Source organism: Priestia aryabhattai B8W22 (assembly GCF_000956595.1).
Classification (GTDB): domain Bacteria; phylum Bacillota; class Bacilli; order Bacillales; family Bacillaceae_H; genus Priestia; species Priestia aryabhattai.
The window spans coordinates 96,590-114,699 of the sequence record NZ_JYOO01000013.1 but is presented as its reverse complement, the minus strand read 5'-3'; the positions used below and the strand labels follow the sequence as shown (position 1 = coordinate 114,699).

Sequence of the window (18,110 nt, the reverse complement as noted above, 5' to 3'; positions counted from 1 at the left end):
ATAGAAGCTTATTAAAATCAGATAAAGGGAGAGATATTCTATGACACAAACAGCAGTAAAAACAGTAAAAAACTATATTGGTGGACAATGGATTGAATCAACTGCATCAAAAACAGAACCTGTGTATAACCCAGCGACAGGTGAATTAATCGCACAGGTGCCTCTTTCTACAAAAGAAGATGTAGATCAAGCGGTGCAAGCAGCAAATAAAGCTTTCAAAGGATGGGCAAAAACAGCCGTGCCTAAACGTGCACGAATTTTGTTCAAGTATCAGCAGCTATTGGTAGATAACTGGGATGAATTAGCAAAGTTAGTGACAGTTGAAAACGGAAAAAGCTTTAACGAAGCGCGAGGTGAAGTGCAGCGCGGAATTGAATGCGTAGAGTTTGCTGCTGGAGCTCCTACGTTAATGATGGGTAAACAGCTTCCTGACATCGCAACAGACATTGAATCTGGCATGTACCGCTATCCAATTGGCGTTATTGGAGGCATTACGCCGTTCAATTTTCCAATGATGGTTCCTTGCTGGATGTTCCCGCTTGCGATTGCTTGCGGCAATACATTTGTGTTAAAGCCGTCTGAGCGTACACCGCTTTTAGCTGCAAGGTTAGCTGAGCTGTTTGAAGAAGCTGGTTTGCCAAAAGGCGTGCTAAACATTGTAAACGGCGCGCACGATGTGGTAAACGGTCTTCTTGAACATAAATTAGTGAAAGCTATTTCGTTTGTAGGTTCACAGCCTGTAGCTGAGTACGTGTATAAAAAAGGTACGGAAAACTTAAAGCGTGTTCAAGCTTTAGCCGGTGCTAAAAATCATTCAATTGTATTAAATGATGCAGATTTGAACGTAACAACAAAACAAATTATCGGAGCCGCTTTTGGTTCAGCAGGTGAACGTTGTATGGCAGCATCTGTTGTTACTGTACAGGAAGAAATTGCGGATCAGCTAATTGAAAGATTAGTAGAAGAAGCCAACAATATCGTAATTGGCGACGGCTTAGAAGAAAACGTCTTCTTAGGACCGGTTATCCGTGAAAATCATAAAGAGCGTACGCTTAGCTATATCGAATCAGGCGTGCAAGAAGGTGCCCAGCTAATCCGTGACGGTCGTACAGACGCAGCGGTAAATGGCAGCGGATACTTTGTTGGACCAACGATTTTTGATCGTGTTACACAAGAAATGAAAATTTGGCAAGATGAAATTTTTGCACCTGTGCTGTCTATTGTGCGTGTGAAAACATTAGAAGAAGCTATTGAAGTAGCTAATAACTCTCGTTTTGCAAACGGTGCTTGCATTTACACAGATAGCGGCGCAAGCGTACGTGAATTCCGTGAAAATATTGAATCCGGCATGTTAGGAGTAAATGTAGGAGTGCCGGCACCTATGGCGTTCTTCCCATTTTCTGGTTGGAAAGACTCTTTCTACGGTGATCTTCATGCAAATGGTACGGATGGAGTGGAATTTTATACAAGAAAGAAAATGGTAACAACGCGCTGGTAAGTGATTCGTTAAAAATCGCATCTCATTTAAAAAGGAAGTATCAGGAATTAAAGATATTCCTTATGCTTCCTTTTTTAAAATCGTAATCTAGTACTAGAAGGGAGAAAGAAGCATGGAAACGATTAGAATGACCACAGCACAAGCATTAGTGAAGTTTTTAAATCAGCAGTATGTTGAATTTGATGGAAAGCAGCACCAGTTTATTAAAGGGTTTTTTACAATTTTTGGGCACGGGAACGTGGTAGGTTTGGGACAAGCTTTGGAAGAAGACCCAGGAAATCTAGATGTCTATCAAGGGCGCAATGAGCAAGGAATGGCCAATGCAGCGATGGCTTTTGCCAAACAAAAACATCGAAAGCAGATTATGGCTTGCACATCTTCAGTGGGCCCAGGCTCAGCAAATATGGTTACAACGGCAGCCACCGCTTCAGCTAATAACATTCCCGTTTTGCTGCTTCCCGGTGATGTATTTGCAACTAGACAGCCGGATCCCGTTTTGCAGCAAATTGAACAGTCATATGATTTATCTATTTCTACAAACGATGCTTTTCGTCCAGTAAGCAAGTACTGGGATCGCGTAAGCCGACCTGAACAATTGATGACAGCTATGATTAATGCAATGCGTGTGTTAACAAACCCTGCAGACACGGGAGCTGTAACTATTTGTTTGCCTCAAGATGTGCAGGGAGAAGCATGGGATTTTCCAGCTTACTTCTTCCAAAAGCGCATTCACCGCATTGAGCGCCGTCTTCCGACTAAGGACAGTCTATCAGATGCGATTCAATTAATGAAAACAAAGAAAAAGCCAATCATCATTTGCGGAGGAGGCGTTCGGTATTCAGAGGCAGCACAAGAATTAAAACAATTTGCTAGTGAGTTCCATATTCCATTTGGAGAAACTCAAGCTGGGAAAAGTGCCGTTGAAAGCGACTATCGCTATAATCTTGGCGGAATTGGTGTAACAGGGAATTTAGCTGCTAATACAATTGCTAAAGAAGCGGATTTAGTAATTGGAGTAGGCACACGATTTACTGATTTTACAACAGCATCTAAACAGCTTTTTCAACATCCGGAAGTACAATTTCTTACCATTAACACGTCTGAATTTCATGCAAATAAACTTGATGCTGTGAAACTTGTAGCTGATGCAAAAGAAGGTCTGCTTGCTCTTAGCGAAGAGCTAAAATCAATTGGTTATCAGTCTGGTTATACAACAGAAATTACAAGTGCTAAAGACGCATGGGACATAGAATTAGAGCGTCTGCATAGCATACGTTTTACCGGTGCAGATTTTGTTCCAGAAATACAAGGTCATTTAGATGAAAGCTTAGCTGAATATGTAGAATCACTTGGTACTCAATTAACGCAAACAGAAGTGATTGGAGAGGTGAATAAGCTCCTTGATGACAACTCCGTCATCGTTGGTGCAGCAGGAAGTCTTCCAGGCGACTTACAGAGAATGTGGAAGTCTAATAAACCTAATACCTATCATATGGAATATGGATATTCATGTATGGGATATGAAGTATCAGGCGCACTTGGAGTTAAGCTAGCGGAACCAGCTAAAGAAGTGTATGCGATGGTTGGAGATGGAAGTTATCAAATGCTTCATTCAGAGCTTATTACAAGCCTTCAAGAAAGAAAAAAGATAAACATTTTACTGTTTGATAACTCCGGATTCGGATGCATTAATAATCTTCAAATGTCAAACGGTATGGGGAGCTTTGGCACAGAGTTTCGCTATCGAAACGATGAAACAGGAAAACTAAACGGAAACGTGATGAAAATTGATTTTGCAGCCAGCGCCGCAGGGTACGGTGTAAAAACGTATCGCGTAAGTTCTCTTGAAGAATTAAAAACGGCGATAGAAGATGCACAAAAACAAGAGGTTTCTACGCTAATCGATATTAAAGTGCTGCCAAAAACTATGACGAACGGTTATGAATCATGGTGGCATGTAGGAGTAGCAGAGGTATCTAAAAATCAGCATGTACAGGAAGCTTATGAAGATAAGGTGAAAAATCTTGAAATGGCAAGAGTTTATTAAGAAGCAGGAGAAAATGAGGTTGTTGAAGAGAAACATTCGATAAATATAAAAGAGGTTTTCATTTCATATAAGGGAGAGGAAGAGATGTTCAAGGAAAATACGGTCAAACTGGGGATTGCTCCAATTGCTTGGACAAATGATGATATGCCTGAACTGGGAGCTGAAAATACATTCGAACAGTGTATCAGTGAGATGGCTTTAACCGGTTTTAGAGGAAGTGAGGTCGGAAACAAATATCCGCGAAATGTTTCAATCTTAAAAAAGGCATTATCGCTTCGGAATTTGGAAATTGCAAGCGCGTGGTTTAGTACATTTTTAACAACAAAGCCGCTGGAAGAAACGGTAACGCCATTTATTGAACATCGCGATTTTTTATACCAAATGGGAGCAAAAGTAATTGTTGTGTCTGAACAAGGGCACAGCATTCAAGGGCTGATGGATGTTCCTTTATTTAAAGAAAAGCCTGTGTTCACGCCAACAGAGTGGAGCAGACTTACAGAAGGCCTGCACCATCTTGGGAAACTGGCACGAGAAAAAGATATGCATATTGTCTATCATCACCATATGGGAACAGGTGTACAAACAACAGAAGAAATTGAGCAGCTAATGGAGCTTACCAATCCGGAGCTTGTTTCGCTGCTATTTGATACCGGTCATCTTGTCTTTTCAGGAGAAGAACCTCTTCATATCTTAAAAAAATATCTGCACCGTATTAAACATGTTCATTTAAAGGATATTCGTCAAGAAGTAGTTGATCGGGTCAAAGAACAAGACCTAAGCTTCTTGCAAGCGGTAAAAGAAGGAGCTTTTACTGTTCCAGGTGACGGAATTATTGGATTTGATGAAGTGTTTACTACGCTTGCCGCTTCTGATTATAACGGCTGGTTTGTCGTAGAAGCAGAACAGGATCCAGCGCTTGCTAATCCTTTTGAATATGCGCTAAAAGCGAGAAATTTTATTAAAGAAAAAAGCGGTCTTTAATTTCGAATGTAAAAGACTTAATGCCTTTTATATGCTTATCAAGTGAAAGGAGGAGGGGAAATGAAGCCAACCATTTATAGTGTGGCTGAAGAAGCAGGTGTATCAATTTCTACCGTATCAAAAGTCATTAATCAAACTGGTCATATTAGCGAAAGAACAAGACAAAAAGTAATTGAGGTTATGGCGCAGTTGAATTATCATCCAAGCGTCGTAGCATCTGCTTTAACAGGAAAACCCACTAAAACGATTGGGCTTCTCGTACCCGACATCTCCAACCCTTTTTTTGCCGACTTGGCGAGAAGCATAGAAGACCGAAGTCATGAGCAAGGTTTCCATGTAGTAATGTGCAATACCGATAACGATGCGGAAAAAGAGAAGAAGTATCTATCGCTGTTAATTCGTCAAAGAATCGATGGTTTAATTGTAGCATCTGCTTTTCGCAATGCTAATCTTTTAAAAAATATGCTTAAGCAAGATATACCGATTAGCGTTATTGCTTCAGAAATTCCTCACATATCCGTTAATACAGTGACAGTGGATGACTACAAAGGGAGCTCTTTGGCGACTGATTATTTGCTGTCTTTACATCATGAAAAAATTGCAATTATTACAGAAAATGCAAAAAGTAATCACGCTCGTTTAGATGCTTTTCGAGACGCCATGCAAGAAAACGGAATCATCGTGTCACCTCAACATGTTATTACGACCGAAGCAAGTATTCAAAAAGGATATGAAAGTGCTAAGCGGATTTTTTCAATGAAGGAGAAAGTGACGGCTATTTTTGCTTGTAACGATTTACTGGCTATCGGCGTTATGCAGGCGGCAAAAGAATTCAAAATTGATGTGCCGAAGGACTTATCAGTGATTGGCTTTGATAATACCGTTCTTTCTACTACTATTACGCCCATGTTGACGACGGTAGCACAGCCGACAAAAGAAATGGCTGTAAACGTAGTGGATTTGCTGGTTAGAGAAATGGAATACCCAACGATGCATAAAGAACATTTGCTTCTTGAGCCGAAATTAATTATCCGGAAATCAACGGCTCCGTTACGAAGAGACGCTACAGCATCTGCAAATAATTGAATACAAGCAAGAGTATTGCTGTTAATAAAAACTCATCATAGTCACATATTCAAAAGAATCTATAGAGTCTATAAAGAAAAAATGAGTGATTAGTAAATTCTGATTGCGCTACTACATAAAGGAGGAAGTTAAGCATGCTAGTTAAATTAGGTGAATTAAATAAAGGATACAACGTACTTACAGAAATGGCCGGTCAGCACAAAGATATGTTGATGGATATTGGGATCTATAATATGTCTCAAGGAAAAGAGGAAACCTTGCTAGACAGCAGCAGTGAAACGGCTATTCTTTTACTAGAAGGAAAGGTAAAGCTAGAGTGGGAAGGACATTCGAAAGAAATTCAGCGTCAGTCCCTTTTTGAAGAAGAGCCTTGGTGTTTGCACGTTTCAAAAAATGTGGAGGTTAAAATTACCGGGCTTGCCGATAGTGAAGTACTAGTTCAAAAAACGGATAATGAAAAAGAGTTTTCATCAAAATTATATACGCCTGAAGATTGTCAAAACACAGTGGCTGGTGAAGGAGTATGGGAAGGTACTGCTCAGCGTGTAATTCGAACAATTTTTGACTACAATAACGCTCCTTATTCTAACCTTGTTATTGGAGAAGTGATTTCTTATCCAGGAAGATGGTCGAGTTATCCGCCTCATCATCATGACCAGCCCGAAGTGTATTACTATCGTTTTGACAAGCCGCAAGGATTTGGCTGCGCAATGGTTGGAGAAGATGCGTACCGTGTAGTTGATAATAGTTTTATTACAATTCCTGGTGAATTAGATCATCCTCAAGCAACGGCTCCTGGCTATGCGATGTACTTCTGCTGGATGATTCGCCATCTTGATAATAATCCGTGGACAGACCGTATTATGGAAGAAGAGCATAAGTGGTTATTAGAGCCGGGTGCAAAAATTTGGCCTGAAAAATAAATAAAGATCTTTATACGAAATGGGTTTCAAATGTTGAAAAACCCCTAATAAAAAATAATTATGCGTAAAATAATAGTTTATTTTTGTAAAATATGTTTTTATATGTTAAAGTATAGCTTGTATTAATATTCAGGCGATGATATCGCTCTTTTTGGCAGATTCCTTTTTTAGGAGTCTCTTTTTTTTCTAAACAGAAGCAAGAGATCGTATGTCAATCAAGAAAAGGAGATAAGCGTAGCCGCTTATCTCCTTTTCTTTTTAGCATTATCTAACGCTAGGTTCTTTTTCACTACTTTTTCTAAAGCAACCTCCACGTGAACATTTTTTTCATCGATGTCATTCACAAGCACGACGGTTCCTTTTCGTCCCTTAATCTTTAAATCATCACCCGTAGAAGGAATGTTTTCCCGCAGCTGGCTTAATAGAAGCTTTCTGTTTTCAAAAAAGTGGACAGCCACCATTTTATCTCACCTAATTTCATATGATATGTGTGATACAAAGATGTGTATATGAAATCCTTCCTATACATTATGTCGTCAAGGGTGGTTTTAGAACACATTGGATAGACAATTGTTTCATCAATTTATGAAATAAATAGAATGACATAGTTATAAATCTCCTATCCTTGGACATACTTATACTACTAATCTAAAAAGGGATGTGGATGAAAATGAAGGTAGCTATCGGATTAAGTGTATTTACGGTCGTTACAGGAGCAATTGCTTTAGGGGCAGTTTACTTTTTAGCAGGTATCTTTTCTTTTTTCTTAACGGTTTTTTCATAAAAAAATCCACCAAGAGGTGGATTTTTTTATTTAGCAGCGGCTTTTGTTTCATGAGGTGAATTGCCGATAAATCCAAATTTCCCGCCGACAACTTCTTTTACTTCGTGGATGACAATAAAAGAATTCGGGTCAATTTGCTGGATTTTCTTTTTAATTTTTAATAGCTCATTCTTTTTAATAACAACGTAAATGATACGTTTATCTTTATTGGCGTAGTAGCCATATCCGTAAAAGATTGTGGCTGCATTTCCAAATTCACTGGTGATGACTTGCGCGATGTCTTTATATTGATCGGACATAATCGTCATTGCTTTTTTGTTGTGGAAACCTTCGATAACAATATCGACGATTTTGGCGCAAAGATAGACGAATATAAAAGTATAGAGCGTGTTGTTGACGCCAATGGCAAAAAACGATGCTAAAATAATGACGCTGTCCATGTAGAACATACTTTTAGAGATATTATAGCCTTTTGTGTAGTTTAATAAATAAGCTAAAAGAGTTGTACCGCCGGTAGATCCATCCGCGATAAAAATGAGTGCCAGTCCTGTTCCCATGAGTAAGGCGCCGAATACAATTCCTAAAATCATGTCGTGAACGTGAAAGGGAATATAGCTGACCAGACCTAAGAAAACGGACGTCATGACAGCTCCTAGAATCGTATAAAGAATGGTTTTTTTAGTTAGGAATTTATAAGCTAAGGCAATGAATACAAGGTTCACAAGAAATGTGCTGATACTTGTAGGAACATGAAATAAATAATATAAAACAAGAGCGATACCAACCGTACTTCCGTCACCTAATTTATTTGGAATAACAAAAAAATCAATCGATGCAGCAACTAAAAGCGCTCCGGCAATAATTAAAATGATGTCTTTATAGATTGTTTTCAATATGCAAACCTCCTTGATCATTAGGATATTTTCACGTAGATAGTCTTTCACAAATGATAAAATAAAAAACGTCTTAGAAATTGTCTAGTTATAAAACTGATCAACTTCTAAGACGAAGAATTACGATACGTGTATATGTCTTGATCCTGCTTTTCTATGCTTTGATGTCACCGATTATATAAACCTCTGACCGCTATGTCAACGCTATAAGAGATGTTCAACTTTTCAAAAAATAGAAGGCGGTTTCCTTCATAAAAAAAGAATCCTTTGCGACGGCGCAAAGGATTTTCAAATTTATTGGAATAGGGGGAATACGTTATTAGAATTGCCATTTTCATAAATTAATATACCTTTATTTTTAAAAAATTATTTGTTAATGACGATTGAAAGTTTGTAATTCACATGCTGATTTAGCTCTGTCAAAAAATCATTTAATTCTTCATTTGAATGAAATTTGCATTCTAGTAAGTAGCAGCCATCGCCGCTGATTTTAAAGTTGTTGATAACGTACTTCTGCTGACTTTCTATAAATGTAAGGTAGGGGTGGTGATGAATGCTCTGTGTATAGATATTTAAAAATGCATGGACGGTGTAGCCAAGTTTTCGTTCATCAATGTTAATTGTGTAGCCTTTTATAACGCCTTCATCTTCTAATTTTAATACTCTAGCAGAAGCGGCTTGTCCGGTTAGATGCACTTTCTCTCCTAATTCTTTCATCTTCATACGTCCGTTTTTTGACAGCTCTTCTAGTATGCGTTGATCTGTATTATCTAATAACATCGCTACAAATCCTTTCGTATGTCTAATCAAAAGGGTTAACTACTCGATTTCAACCATGTATACGGATATGTCTTCTATTTTATACTAAAGAAAAGTAAGAAAAAAGAGCAGTCAATGTTCAAGATATAGAAAGCGACATTAGTTTGTAAACAGCTAGATTGACGAAAGCTTAAGCTTGCTGTATGATTCTTTGAGTGTTTACGTGGTTCGTAACCATCCCACGTTAAAAAACTAAGGAGAGAATAGTAAGATGAATATAAGAACACTTTGCGTCAACGGACTTTTAGCGGCTATGTATATTGCTGTTAGCATGTTAATTCAGCCGTTTGGCTTCACCAACATCCAATTTCGTATATCAGAAATGTTCAATCATTTAATTGTGTTTAATAAAAAGTACGTGTACGGCATTGTACTAGGGGTATTTCTCACGAATTTGTTTTTTTCACCAATGGTCGCTTATGATCTGGTGTTTGGGGTAGGACAATCTGTACTATCATTATTTATTACCATTTTTTCTATGCGATACATTAAGAGTATGTGGGCTCGTATGCTTATTAATACACTTGTGTTTACGTTTACGATGTTTATTATTGCGTTTGAACTGCACCTAGCATTTGATTTACCATTTTTCTTTACATGGTTAACAACAGCTGTTGGTGAGTTCGTTGTTATGCTTGTTGGAGCACCAATTATGGCGGCAATTAATAAACGTGTACAATTTAATAAGCTAGTTGGATAAAAAGATGCGAATGTGATAAATCTCACAGCCGCATCTTTTTTTCTCTGTTATTCTATAGATGTAGTGATAAACCCCTTATTATTGAAGAGCTTTTCACGCATGGACAAATTACCCATATCTAGCATGTGAAAAGAGCAGGTCGCATTTGCGTTCTGCTTTTTTTGCGTAAGGAAATAGCAAGTATTCGATTAGATTGTTTTGAAAGAAGGAGTGACAAATCTCACAGCGCACTCTTTGTTCTTTTGTTACGATATACATATAGTTGGCAAACTCCTTATCGAAAAGTTTTTCGCACAACAACACATTACCTATGCGTAGCAATTAAAAAAGCAGACTGAAGAGGTTTGCTTTTTTAATTGTTTGTTTTTACCATTAAATAACTTTTTTGAGTTATAATTGTAAAATAATCTTTGTTACGAGAGAGGGGATTATTTTTTTGAATAGAAAGTTAGGAATTCTCGTTTTATTAGCGTTAGCCATCTTATTTGCCGGGGGTTCAAAAGAAGAAGACAACATTCCTTTAAGAGAACTAGAAAAGATACATATTAACGTCATCAAAGAACAAAAAATGAAGCAAGGGATTTCATATGAATTGGAATTCGTAAACAAGAGCGATTTGACCATCAAACAAAACGACGTATTTTTATCGTATCCACTAAAAATAAAAAACGGTTATTCTGAAAATAAATTTAAGGTGTTAGCGGAAGGTAATAAGTTAAATATTAAGCCAAAACAAAAGGTGAAGTTAACTGCTTTTCTTCCTTATAAAGGGACTAATAAAGAAGCGTTAGCTATTGATGAGCCTGACGTAAAGTGCATAGGATATTGGAATAAGGTCGATGACTACCATCAATTTTCTTTTGGAGGATCTTTGAAGCGAGAATAATAGAAAGTTATTTGTTAAATAGTGGAACTTAAAAGGTGTGAAATCGTATATAAACCAAGGGGGAGATTTCATTGAAGAGATACGGACTGTTTATCATTAGCTTCATCGTGTTGCTAGGTAGCTTTCAACTGCTATCAGGCATGATTCTTACGCTTTGGTATGTTCCAGAAAGCGCAGATATGTAGAGTTCAATTGAAGGTTTATCAAATGAAGTCATTTTCGGCAGTCATTCACCTAGCTTTGCTTTTGCAATTCCCATTGTAGCAGCTACAGCCGCTTTTTTCATCTCTAAAAAATGGGTTAGGAAAAGTGCATAAGGGATTTATAAAGGTGGTGAATGAACAGTGAGTGTAGATACGGATAGGTTAGTTAGTTTCTTTATTTTATGGGGAACACCGGCTGTTTTTAGTATAATAGAGTACTTTAAACTGAGTAAAACTGAAAAAAAGAAGTTATCCGAGACTTAACATCTTTAAAATCTATTGTAACAACAGGATTTATATTGATTGGAGGAGTGTTGGCGAGTTTAGGCAGGTTGTTATCTCTGCTGTCTCTGCACCTTATAGGTACTTTTATTTTAGTCATTGGTGGTGTCGTTGGCGCTATTGAAGCATGGAAGGTAAAAAGAAAGAATAGTATTGTTATCCTTGTTTTAATAGTATCTATGATTGCTTTTACATTTATAATATAAATTCTGCATATAACAAGAGCTGCTCAAATTATGAGCAGCTCTTATCAGTTTCTTACTTATTGTGTTTCAAGCTGCTGATCTTTTTTCTTTAACGTAAGAGCGAGCAGGAACGAAACGATGGCGAAAGCGATGGCTACATAATAGACGGTATGGACCCCGCTTGTCATACTTTTTATTTGTAACAGCGTTTTATTTGTTTCATTTGATTGTTGAATAAAGTGCTGAGAAGCCATAGTCATAATACTTGTATACAAAGCGGGTCCGATCGCACCTGACACTTGGTTAATCGTATTTGAAATGGCTGAACCGTGAGCGTGAAGAGGTTTAGGTACTTGATTTAAAGCAAGCGTCATCACGGGCCCTATGCTTAAACCTACCCCAATTGTAAAGGCGGCGTATAAAACAGCTGCGGTCATCGTAGTTGTTTCGCTTGAAATGGTAGTGAACAAACTTAAAATAAATGTTAAAAGGATTAAGCCTGTTAAAAGCAGCGGTTTAAATCCAATTTTATCAAACAAACGTCCTCCGACCATAGCTGTTAGAGCCAGCGTTACTCCTCCTGGAGGCATAAGAAAACCTGATGGTAGCAACTCTATACGGATCAGTCAATCTAGACGTTTAGGTCTTGTATAGGAGTGGAGATTGACGTTAGTTTGACAGGTGTAAGCATTGCTTGAGATGTTAAGAATAAGATTATAAAGTATTTTGGAACTATACTTCTATTACTGTTAAAAAAATATGATCCAGTAATGAAATTAAAAGAAGACGAGAAGCGTATAGCATGTTACGATAGGGACGGTATAGAAATTGACACATATCTGTTTCTAATAGAAGAGACAAATTTTAAAATTTTTAAATGTAAGGTTGTGATTCACCTGAGACTGAATAAATTTATTAGCGAATCTGGCAAAGCGTCAAGACGCGGGGCAGATAAGTTAATTAGTGAAGGAAGAGTAACCGTTAATGGAAAGGTTGCAAAAATCGGAGATCAAGTTGAGCCTGGCGATGATATTCGAGTAAGCGGCCAACAGCTTCGGATTGCTCGAAATAATGTATATATTGCGCTTAATAAACCAGTCGGCATTACAAGTACGAGTGAAAAAAAAGTAAAGGGAAACATCATTGACTTAGTCAATCACCCTTTGCGTATTCACCATGTCGGACGACTAGATAAGGATTCAGACGGCTTAATTTTACTTACAAATGACGGCGATATTATTAACGAAATTTTACGTGCAGAAAACAAGCATGAAAAAGAATATATTGTTGCAGTAGATAAGCCCATTACACCGGAGTTTATTAAAAACATGTCTGAGGGAGTAAAGATTCTAGGTACAAAAACGCTTCCTTGTAAAGTGACACAGCTGTCTAAGTACGAGTTTCAAATTATTTTAACACAGGGCCTAAATCGTCAAATTCGCCGTATGTGTGAAGTGCTGGGATATGAAGTATACCGTCTTCAGCGCACGCGTATTATGAATATCCATTTAAACAACTTACCTGTTGGGCAATGGAGAGATTTAACGAAAAAAGAGCGTACGCAGCTATTCAAAGAATTAGACTATGAACCTAAAGAGTGGTAAATCAAAAGACACCAGCCTGTTAGACTGGTGTCTTTTTTTATTCGCATACAACTACTTGTCTAGAAAATACGCTTTTGCGCGCTACGCAGCGATCTGAAATAGAAAAGCCAGCTTCATGAATCATATGGTCAATCGTATCTACTGTAATCACGACTACTTTATCCGCAAAGCGGCGAGCGTGTTTCAAAATAGAAAGCTGATCTTCAGGCGTCGCGTGGGTGTAGAGATTGTAAGGCATGTCGATGATAGCTACATCATAGTGAGTTGTAACATCCGAAATCGGTCCAGTTTTGACATCACCGCTTAAGCCGAAATGCGCAATATTTTCACGAGATCCGTCGGTCACAAGTGGATTGATATCGCGTCCTACAATATCAATGCCCATTGAAAGAGCCTCTACTAGGACTGTACCAATACCACAGCATGGATCAATCGCTTTGATTCCTTCAGGCTTTGGAACGGCAATGTTAGCTACAGCTCTTGCAAGGCGGGTACTGAGTGCCGTAGAGTATTCACGCGGTTTCTTCAAATGATGCAGCCATACAGCTTCGCTTTTTTGATATTTTCCAAAATACCAGCGTCCTTCAAATGTAACAATGCCAAACAAATGGTCAGGGTTATGCAAGTCTGCTTCTGCTACAAAATGCCAACCCACATCACGTTCAATAGCACGCTGACCTTTATAACTTATTTTTTGATCTTTTTCCAAGTCATTAATTTTCATAAAAATGAGTTTGAATGTTTGATCTCCAAGGTCAATATCTTCTACTTGTTTGCAAATATCTGCAAGGTCATCTGATTCATACATAATATCTAATCGCTCTTTGATAAAAGGGCTTCTGCTTGGATCAAGTTTAACGGCACTTTTTATGATAGGTTTCTCAGTTTCAATTTCAAAAAGAGAGCGTCTCTCTAATTGACATAGTGAGAGTTCCTCTTCGCTGCATGCGTATGTGTAGATATACTGGGGCAGCTGCGTATGGTTATTCAATATCGTATCATCCTTTATCGTATCTAATTATCCTTCTTCTCAAACAATAGCGAGAAAAGAAGAGAAAAGCAACGAATTTAAATATATTTGGCCGTGAATACTAAATTGAAGCGCTACATAGTCCACTTATTTGACAAAACATGCTAAAATAACTGATGATAACCTGCATGTGCTGCTGTTTATACAAAAGAACTGGATCAAAGTTTCTCAAAAATCATTTACACACTGCTGACATTTTGATGAATAGGAGAGGCTACGTGATGTCTAAAAGTGATCATGAAAAGCAACAGATGAGTCGGGCTGATATGAAAAAACAAGCCAAAACATCCTCGCAAAACCTTGTGATGAACGTACTCATTGCCATTGTATCTGTATGTATTTTAGCTCTTATTATAAATGTTTTTATACTAATGAAATGAGCCGTTATGCTGCTCATTTCTTTTTATTAGGTTCAGCTTTTATTGAAGTTTTTGAGGTCTCTTTCAGTAGAGAGCACATTTTGAATAGCATATCTTTTTTTTACAAATGATAGTTGTGATATGATGAAGCAATAATACATTAGACAAAAAGCTGGAGGTTACTTAGTATGCCATTACTCAGATTTGATGTAATAGAAGGAAGAGACGAAAAAGAGTTAAAAACATTACTAGACGCTGCTCACCGAGCAATGCTAGAAGCCTTTGGCGTGCCAGAACGTGATCGTTATCAAATTGTACACCAGCATCCTGCTCATGAAATGATTATTGAAGATACAGGTCTTGGCTTTGAGAGAAGCAAGGATTTGGTTATTATAAGTGTGACGAGCAAACAGCGAACAGAAGAGCAAAAACAAGCTCTTTACAAATTAATTGTAAAAGAGCTGGGAGAAAGCTGCGGTATTCAGCCAAACGACATTATGATTTCAATTGTTGAGAACGGTAATGCTGATTGGAGCTTTGGCATGGGGGAAGCTCAATTCTTAACTGGGAAATTGTAAAACGGTTTATTATCTAGAGAAGCCCTTATTTCTAAGGGCTTTTTCTCATTTTGTCTATAAAAATATTATTCTCTTAGTCACATCTTACTCAAAATTAAATACAGACATCTGTCAAATGAATGATACAATAAGCTTATATGCCGTTTTGAGTGGGAAAACCAAAAAAAGTTCGGCGTACTAACTTCAGAACAACAATAATTTTACATAAAGATGTAAAGATTTAAAGGTTAAAAGAGAAATGTATAAAATCTGTAAAACAAAAGAACAGTTACGCGTTAAATATAGGAGTAAAAGGTTCTTCACGTGTTTTTTCGGATAATAAGAGAAAGTAATTTTGATCATTGAGGAGGAACTTAGAATGTTTGGATTTGATGCAGATGTATCGCCGTTAGTGCGAATTAAAGTAATTGGAGTCGGCGGTGGAGGAAATAACACCGTTAACCGTATGATTGAACATGGTGTACAAGGGGTAGAATTTATTGCCGTTAATACGGATGCTCAGGCGCTTAATTTATCTAAAGCAGATGTGAAAATGCAGATTGGTGCAGCATTAACGCGAGGATTAGGTGCAGGAGCTAATCCAGAAGTAGGAAGAGAAGCAGCCGAAGAAAGCAGAGAACAAATTCAAGAAGTACTGCAAGGCGCAGATATGGTATTCGTAACAGCTGGCATGGGGGGAGGCACTGGTACTGGAGCAGCTCCGGTTATTGCCCAAATTGCCCGTGAACTAAATGCTTTAACAATTGGAGTAGTTACTCGCCCTTTCAAGTTTGAAGGAAATAAACGTACGAAGCAAGCAGTAGGCGGTATTACTGCGATGAATGAATCGGTAGATACCCTTATTGTGATTCCAAACGACCGCTTGCTTGAAATTGTCGATAAAAAGACGCCTATGCTTGAAGCATTCCGTGAAGCAGATAATGTTCTTCGCCAAGGTATTCAAGGTATTTCAGATTTAATCGCTGTTCCGGGGCTGATTAACCTTGACTTTGCTGATGTAAAAACAATCATGTCTAATCAAGGATTTGCGCTTATGGGTATCGGACGAGCTTCCGGATCAGATCGGGCAATTGAAGCAGCGAAAAAAGCGATTTCTAGTCCGCTGCTAGATGCATCGATTGATGGAGCAAGGGGCGTGCTGTTGAACATTACGAGCGGCAGCAGCCTGAGTCTTTACGAAGTACAGGAAGCAGCAGATATTGTCACGTCCGCTTCTGATCAGGACTTAAATATGATTTTTGGGTCCGTGATCAATGAAGATTTAAAGGACGAAATGATGGTAACCGTTATTGCCACTGGATTTGATGATGAAGACATTTCACCATCAGCTTCTACTTCTAGAGTTTCAAGAGCACGCTACTAAATTAAATAACAAGCTTTTATGGTGGTAATTGTTTTTCAATTGCCTTAAAAGGGAATCCGGTGCAAATCCGGAGCGGTCCCGCCACTGTAACAAGGAGCCTTATGTCAAGAAGCCACTGTCTATTTAGAGACGGGAAGGCGGTATAAGGCAGTGACTTGAAGCCAGGAGACCTGCCATAAATCGCAGCACACAATAACCTACGAGGATAGGGAGGTGTTTTGGCAGAATCAAAAATACGATAAACAAGGGATACGTTTATCTAGATTTGTTGTGAAGGCAAGCACTTCTTTTTTAAGAAGTGCTTTTTTGTGTATTTAAAATAGAAGGTGGAAAAATGAATGACAAATAATAAAAAACTTGTATCTATATTACTTTTTGTTTTACTTTGTCTTACTGCTTGCACGTCTCATGAAGAGAGTATGAGTATGAAAAAAGGAGAGAAAACGGATAAAAGCGCTACATTTTTATTTAATTTCACACCTGCAACCCTTGACCCCCATACCGATGATGATTACACGGCAGTTCGTGCCGGAGTGGGAGAGACGCTTGTTAAGATTAGCGACGATTTAAAACTAAAGCCTTGGCTTGCTGAAAAGTGGGAAACAAAAGATAACGGTCTTACGTGGACATTTGCAATAAGAAAGAACATCACGTTTCAAAATGGAAAAGCGCTGGATGCAAGCGCCGTGAAGTCTTCTCTTCAAAGAGCAATAAATCAAAGCTATGCGATGAGAAACGCTTTAAAAATCAAAGAAATGAAAGCAAACGGTCATATGCTCACAATTACGTTAAAAGAACCAATCCCTAAATTTCCTTCTGAATTAGTGCATCCAAATACAGCTATTATAGACGTTCATGCTTCTAATATAGCTAAGAAGCCCACTGGTACGGGCCCATTTCGCGTCTTGTCTTTTGATCAAGGAAATCAAGTGAAATTAGGGAGATATGAACATTATTGGAATGGGAAAGTGAAATTGAAAAACGCGATTTTTGCATTTAACGAAGATGCTAATGCGCGAGTTGCTGCTCTTCAATCTGGAACAGCCGATATTATTTATCGCCCGCCTTTAGAAAGCTTGAGCACTTTACAAACAGATCCGTCTTTTAAGGTAAGTGGAGTACCTAGTGTGCGTACCCATTTATTGCTTTATAATCAAACCAATGACGCATTAAAAGATGAAAATGTAAGAAAAACTATCGATGCTTTATTGAACCGAAAAGAAATTGTCAGCAGCATAATGAACAATCAAGCGGCAGCGGCTCGAGGGCCATTTTTACCCCAATTTCCTTTTGCTGATAGTACTGCTAATGATCAAAGAGGTATCGTATCTGCTAGAAAGTATTTGGAGAAGGCAGGTTATCAAATCAAAAATGGAAAAGCAATCAGAAACGGAAAGCCATTATCGCTCTCTCTTGTCACATACAGTTCTTTGCCAGAACTTCCTTTGATTGCTCAGCTTATACAGTCTAATGCGAAAGAGTTAGGAATCAATATTAAGATTCATCTCGTTGAGGACAGCGATGAATATTTAATGGCAAAAGATGATTGGGATTTAGCATTGTACAGCCTTATCACAGCACCTAGAGGGGATGCCAGCTATTATTTAAGTACGAACTATTTGCCCGGCGGTGGTTTAAATGCCAGCCGGATTAATGATGATAAGCTAACAAAAATGATTCACCAGTTAAATTCCACAGTAGATGACGCAAAACGAGATCAGTTAGCCAAACAAGCAACCGCCTTGATTAATAGAAAAATGCTGACGTCATCGATTGTACACCCAAACATTGTTGTTGCTTATAATCAAAAAGTGAAAAACTGGACAACAAATCCAAGCGAGTATTATATGCTGACTCAGCATTTAGATGTAACCTCATAGTCAATATTG

General features: G+C 38.1%; 18 protein-coding genes and 2 riboswitches. Of the genes, 13 read left to right on the top strand and 5 right to left on the bottom strand.

Features of this window, described 5'->3' with window-relative positions; genetic code table 11:
* Positions 1-40 precede the first annotated feature (40 nt).
* The 5 genes from N178_RS12335 to N178_RS12315 all read left to right on the top strand — a co-directional run bounded on the left by N178_RS12335 (position 41) and on the right by N178_RS12315 (position 6,535).
* Positions 41-1,498 carry a CoA-acylating methylmalonate-semialdehyde dehydrogenase gene (locus tag N178_RS12335; protein ID WP_045292478.1) on the top strand — a complete coding sequence of 486 codons (1,458 nt, stop codon included), beginning with the start codon at positions 41-43 and terminating at the stop codon, positions 1,496-1,498.
* Between the two features lie 112 nt (positions 1,499-1,610).
* Positions 1,611-3,545, top strand: coding sequence for a 3D-(3,5/4)-trihydroxycyclohexane-1,2-dione acylhydrolase (decyclizing) (iolD, locus tag N178_RS12330; protein WP_045292477.1), 1,935 nt, complete (start codon positions 1,611-1,613; stop codon positions 3,543-3,545).
* 84 nt (positions 3,546-3,629) lie between these two features.
* Positions 3,630-4,526: a myo-inosose-2 dehydratase gene (gene iolE, locus N178_RS12325; protein WP_045292476.1), complete on the top strand. Its 897-nt coding sequence runs from the start codon at positions 3,630-3,632 to the stop codon at positions 4,524-4,526.
* A 60-nt stretch (positions 4,527-4,586) separates the two neighbouring features.
* Entirely contained in the window at positions 4,587-5,612 is a 1,026-nt protein-coding gene (locus N178_RS12320) for a LacI family DNA-binding transcriptional regulator (RefSeq protein WP_045292475.1), read from the top strand.
* A gap of 134 nt (positions 5,613-5,746) precedes the next feature.
* Positions 5,747-6,535 carry a 5-deoxy-glucuronate isomerase gene (locus N178_RS12315; RefSeq protein WP_045292474.1) on the top strand — a complete coding sequence of 263 codons (789 nt, stop codon included), beginning with the start codon at positions 5,747-5,749 and terminating at the stop codon, positions 6,533-6,535.
* A gap of 242 nt (positions 6,536-6,777) precedes the next feature.
* On the opposite strand, the gene N178_RS12310 is transcribed toward N178_RS12315, so the two are convergent.
* From N178_RS12310 to N178_RS12300, 3 genes are all read right to left on the bottom strand, one after another.
* Positions 6,778-6,996: a hypothetical protein gene (locus N178_RS12310; RefSeq protein WP_013055227.1), complete on the bottom strand. Its 219-nt coding sequence runs from the start codon at positions 6,994-6,996 to the stop codon at positions 6,778-6,780.
* A gap of 349 nt (positions 6,997-7,345) precedes the next feature.
* Complete coding sequence (locus tag N178_RS12305) at positions 7,346-8,212, bottom strand: YitT family protein (RefSeq protein WP_045292473.1); 867 nt, start codon at positions 8,210-8,212, stop codon at positions 7,346-7,348.
* Positions 8,213-8,578: 366 nt separating this feature from the next.
* The gene (locus N178_RS12300; RefSeq protein WP_045292472.1) at positions 8,579-8,992 is read right to left on the bottom strand and encodes an Lrp/AsnC family transcriptional regulator; all 414 of its coding nucleotides are present in this window, start codon (positions 8,990-8,992) and stop codon (positions 8,579-8,581) included.
* Positions 8,993-9,188: 196 nt separating this feature from the next.
* A riboswitch (PreQ1 riboswitch) is annotated at positions 9,189-9,233 on the top strand.
* A 9-nt stretch (positions 9,234-9,242) separates the two neighbouring features.
* On the opposite strand from N178_RS12300, the gene N178_RS12295 reads away from it, so the two are divergent.
* The 3 genes from N178_RS12295 (at position 9,243) to N178_RS27550 (ending at position 11,308) form a co-directional block, all read left to right on the top strand.
* Complete coding sequence (locus N178_RS12295; RefSeq protein WP_045292471.1) at positions 9,243-9,731, top strand: QueT transporter family protein; 489 nt, start codon at positions 9,243-9,245, stop codon at positions 9,729-9,731.
* A 436-nt stretch (positions 9,732-10,167) separates the two neighbouring features.
* Positions 10,168-10,617: a hypothetical protein gene (locus N178_RS12290; protein WP_045292470.1), complete on the top strand. Its 450-nt coding sequence runs from the start codon at positions 10,168-10,170 to the stop codon at positions 10,615-10,617.
* Positions 10,618-11,119: 502 nt separating this feature from the next.
* Positions 11,120-11,308: a hypothetical protein gene (locus N178_RS27550; RefSeq protein ID WP_237758460.1), complete on the top strand. Its 189-nt coding sequence runs from the start codon at positions 11,120-11,122 to the stop codon at positions 11,306-11,308.
* A 56-nt stretch (positions 11,309-11,364) separates the two neighbouring features.
* Here the strand turns inward: N178_RS27550 and N178_RS12275 are convergent, their stop codons facing one another.
* Positions 11,365-11,898 (bottom strand): MFS transporter, encoded by a 534-nt coding sequence (locus N178_RS12275; RefSeq protein ID WP_272946330.1) that lies wholly within the window; start codon positions 11,896-11,898, stop codon positions 11,365-11,367.
* A gap of 276 nt (positions 11,899-12,174) precedes the next feature.
* Between N178_RS12275 and rluF the strand changes: the two genes are divergently transcribed.
* Entirely contained in the window at positions 12,175-12,891 is a 717-nt protein-coding gene (rluF, locus tag N178_RS12270; RefSeq protein WP_170836846.1) for a 23S rRNA pseudouridine(2604) synthase RluF, read from the top strand.
* Positions 12,892-12,928: 37 nt separating this feature from the next.
* Here the strand turns inward: rluF and N178_RS12265 are convergent, their stop codons facing one another.
* Positions 12,929-13,882 carry a TRM11 family SAM-dependent methyltransferase gene (locus tag N178_RS12265; RefSeq protein WP_045292469.1) on the bottom strand — a complete coding sequence of 318 codons (954 nt, stop codon included), beginning with the start codon at positions 13,880-13,882 and terminating at the stop codon, positions 12,929-12,931.
* A gap of 260 nt (positions 13,883-14,142) precedes the next feature.
* Here N178_RS12265 and N178_RS27020 point away from each other — a divergent pair, with 260 nt between their 5' ends.
* The 4 genes from N178_RS27020 (at position 14,143) to nikA (ending at position 18,101) form a co-directional block, all read left to right on the top strand.
* A complete protein-coding gene (locus tag N178_RS27020) occupies positions 14,143-14,301 on the top strand; it encodes a hypothetical protein (RefSeq protein ID WP_014461742.1) in 159 nt (52 codons plus the stop codon).
* A gap of 167 nt (positions 14,302-14,468) precedes the next feature.
* Positions 14,469-14,858: a tautomerase family protein gene (locus N178_RS12260; RefSeq protein WP_045292468.1), complete on the top strand. Its 390-nt coding sequence runs from the start codon at positions 14,469-14,471 to the stop codon at positions 14,856-14,858.
* 358 nt (positions 14,859-15,216) lie between these two features.
* Positions 15,217-16,221 carry a cell division protein FtsZ gene (ftsZ, locus tag N178_RS12255; protein ID WP_014461739.1) on the top strand — a complete coding sequence of 335 codons (1,005 nt, stop codon included), beginning with the start codon at positions 15,217-15,219 and terminating at the stop codon, positions 16,219-16,221.
* Between the two features lie 2 nt (positions 16,222-16,223).
* Positions 16,224-16,413, top strand: a riboswitch (cobalamin riboswitch).
* 146 nt (positions 16,414-16,559) lie between these two features.
* Positions 16,560-18,101 (top strand): nickel ABC transporter substrate-binding protein, encoded by a 1,542-nt coding sequence (nikA, locus tag N178_RS12250; protein WP_045292467.1) that lies wholly within the window; start codon positions 16,560-16,562, stop codon positions 18,099-18,101.
* Positions 18,102-18,110 lie beyond the last annotated feature (9 nt).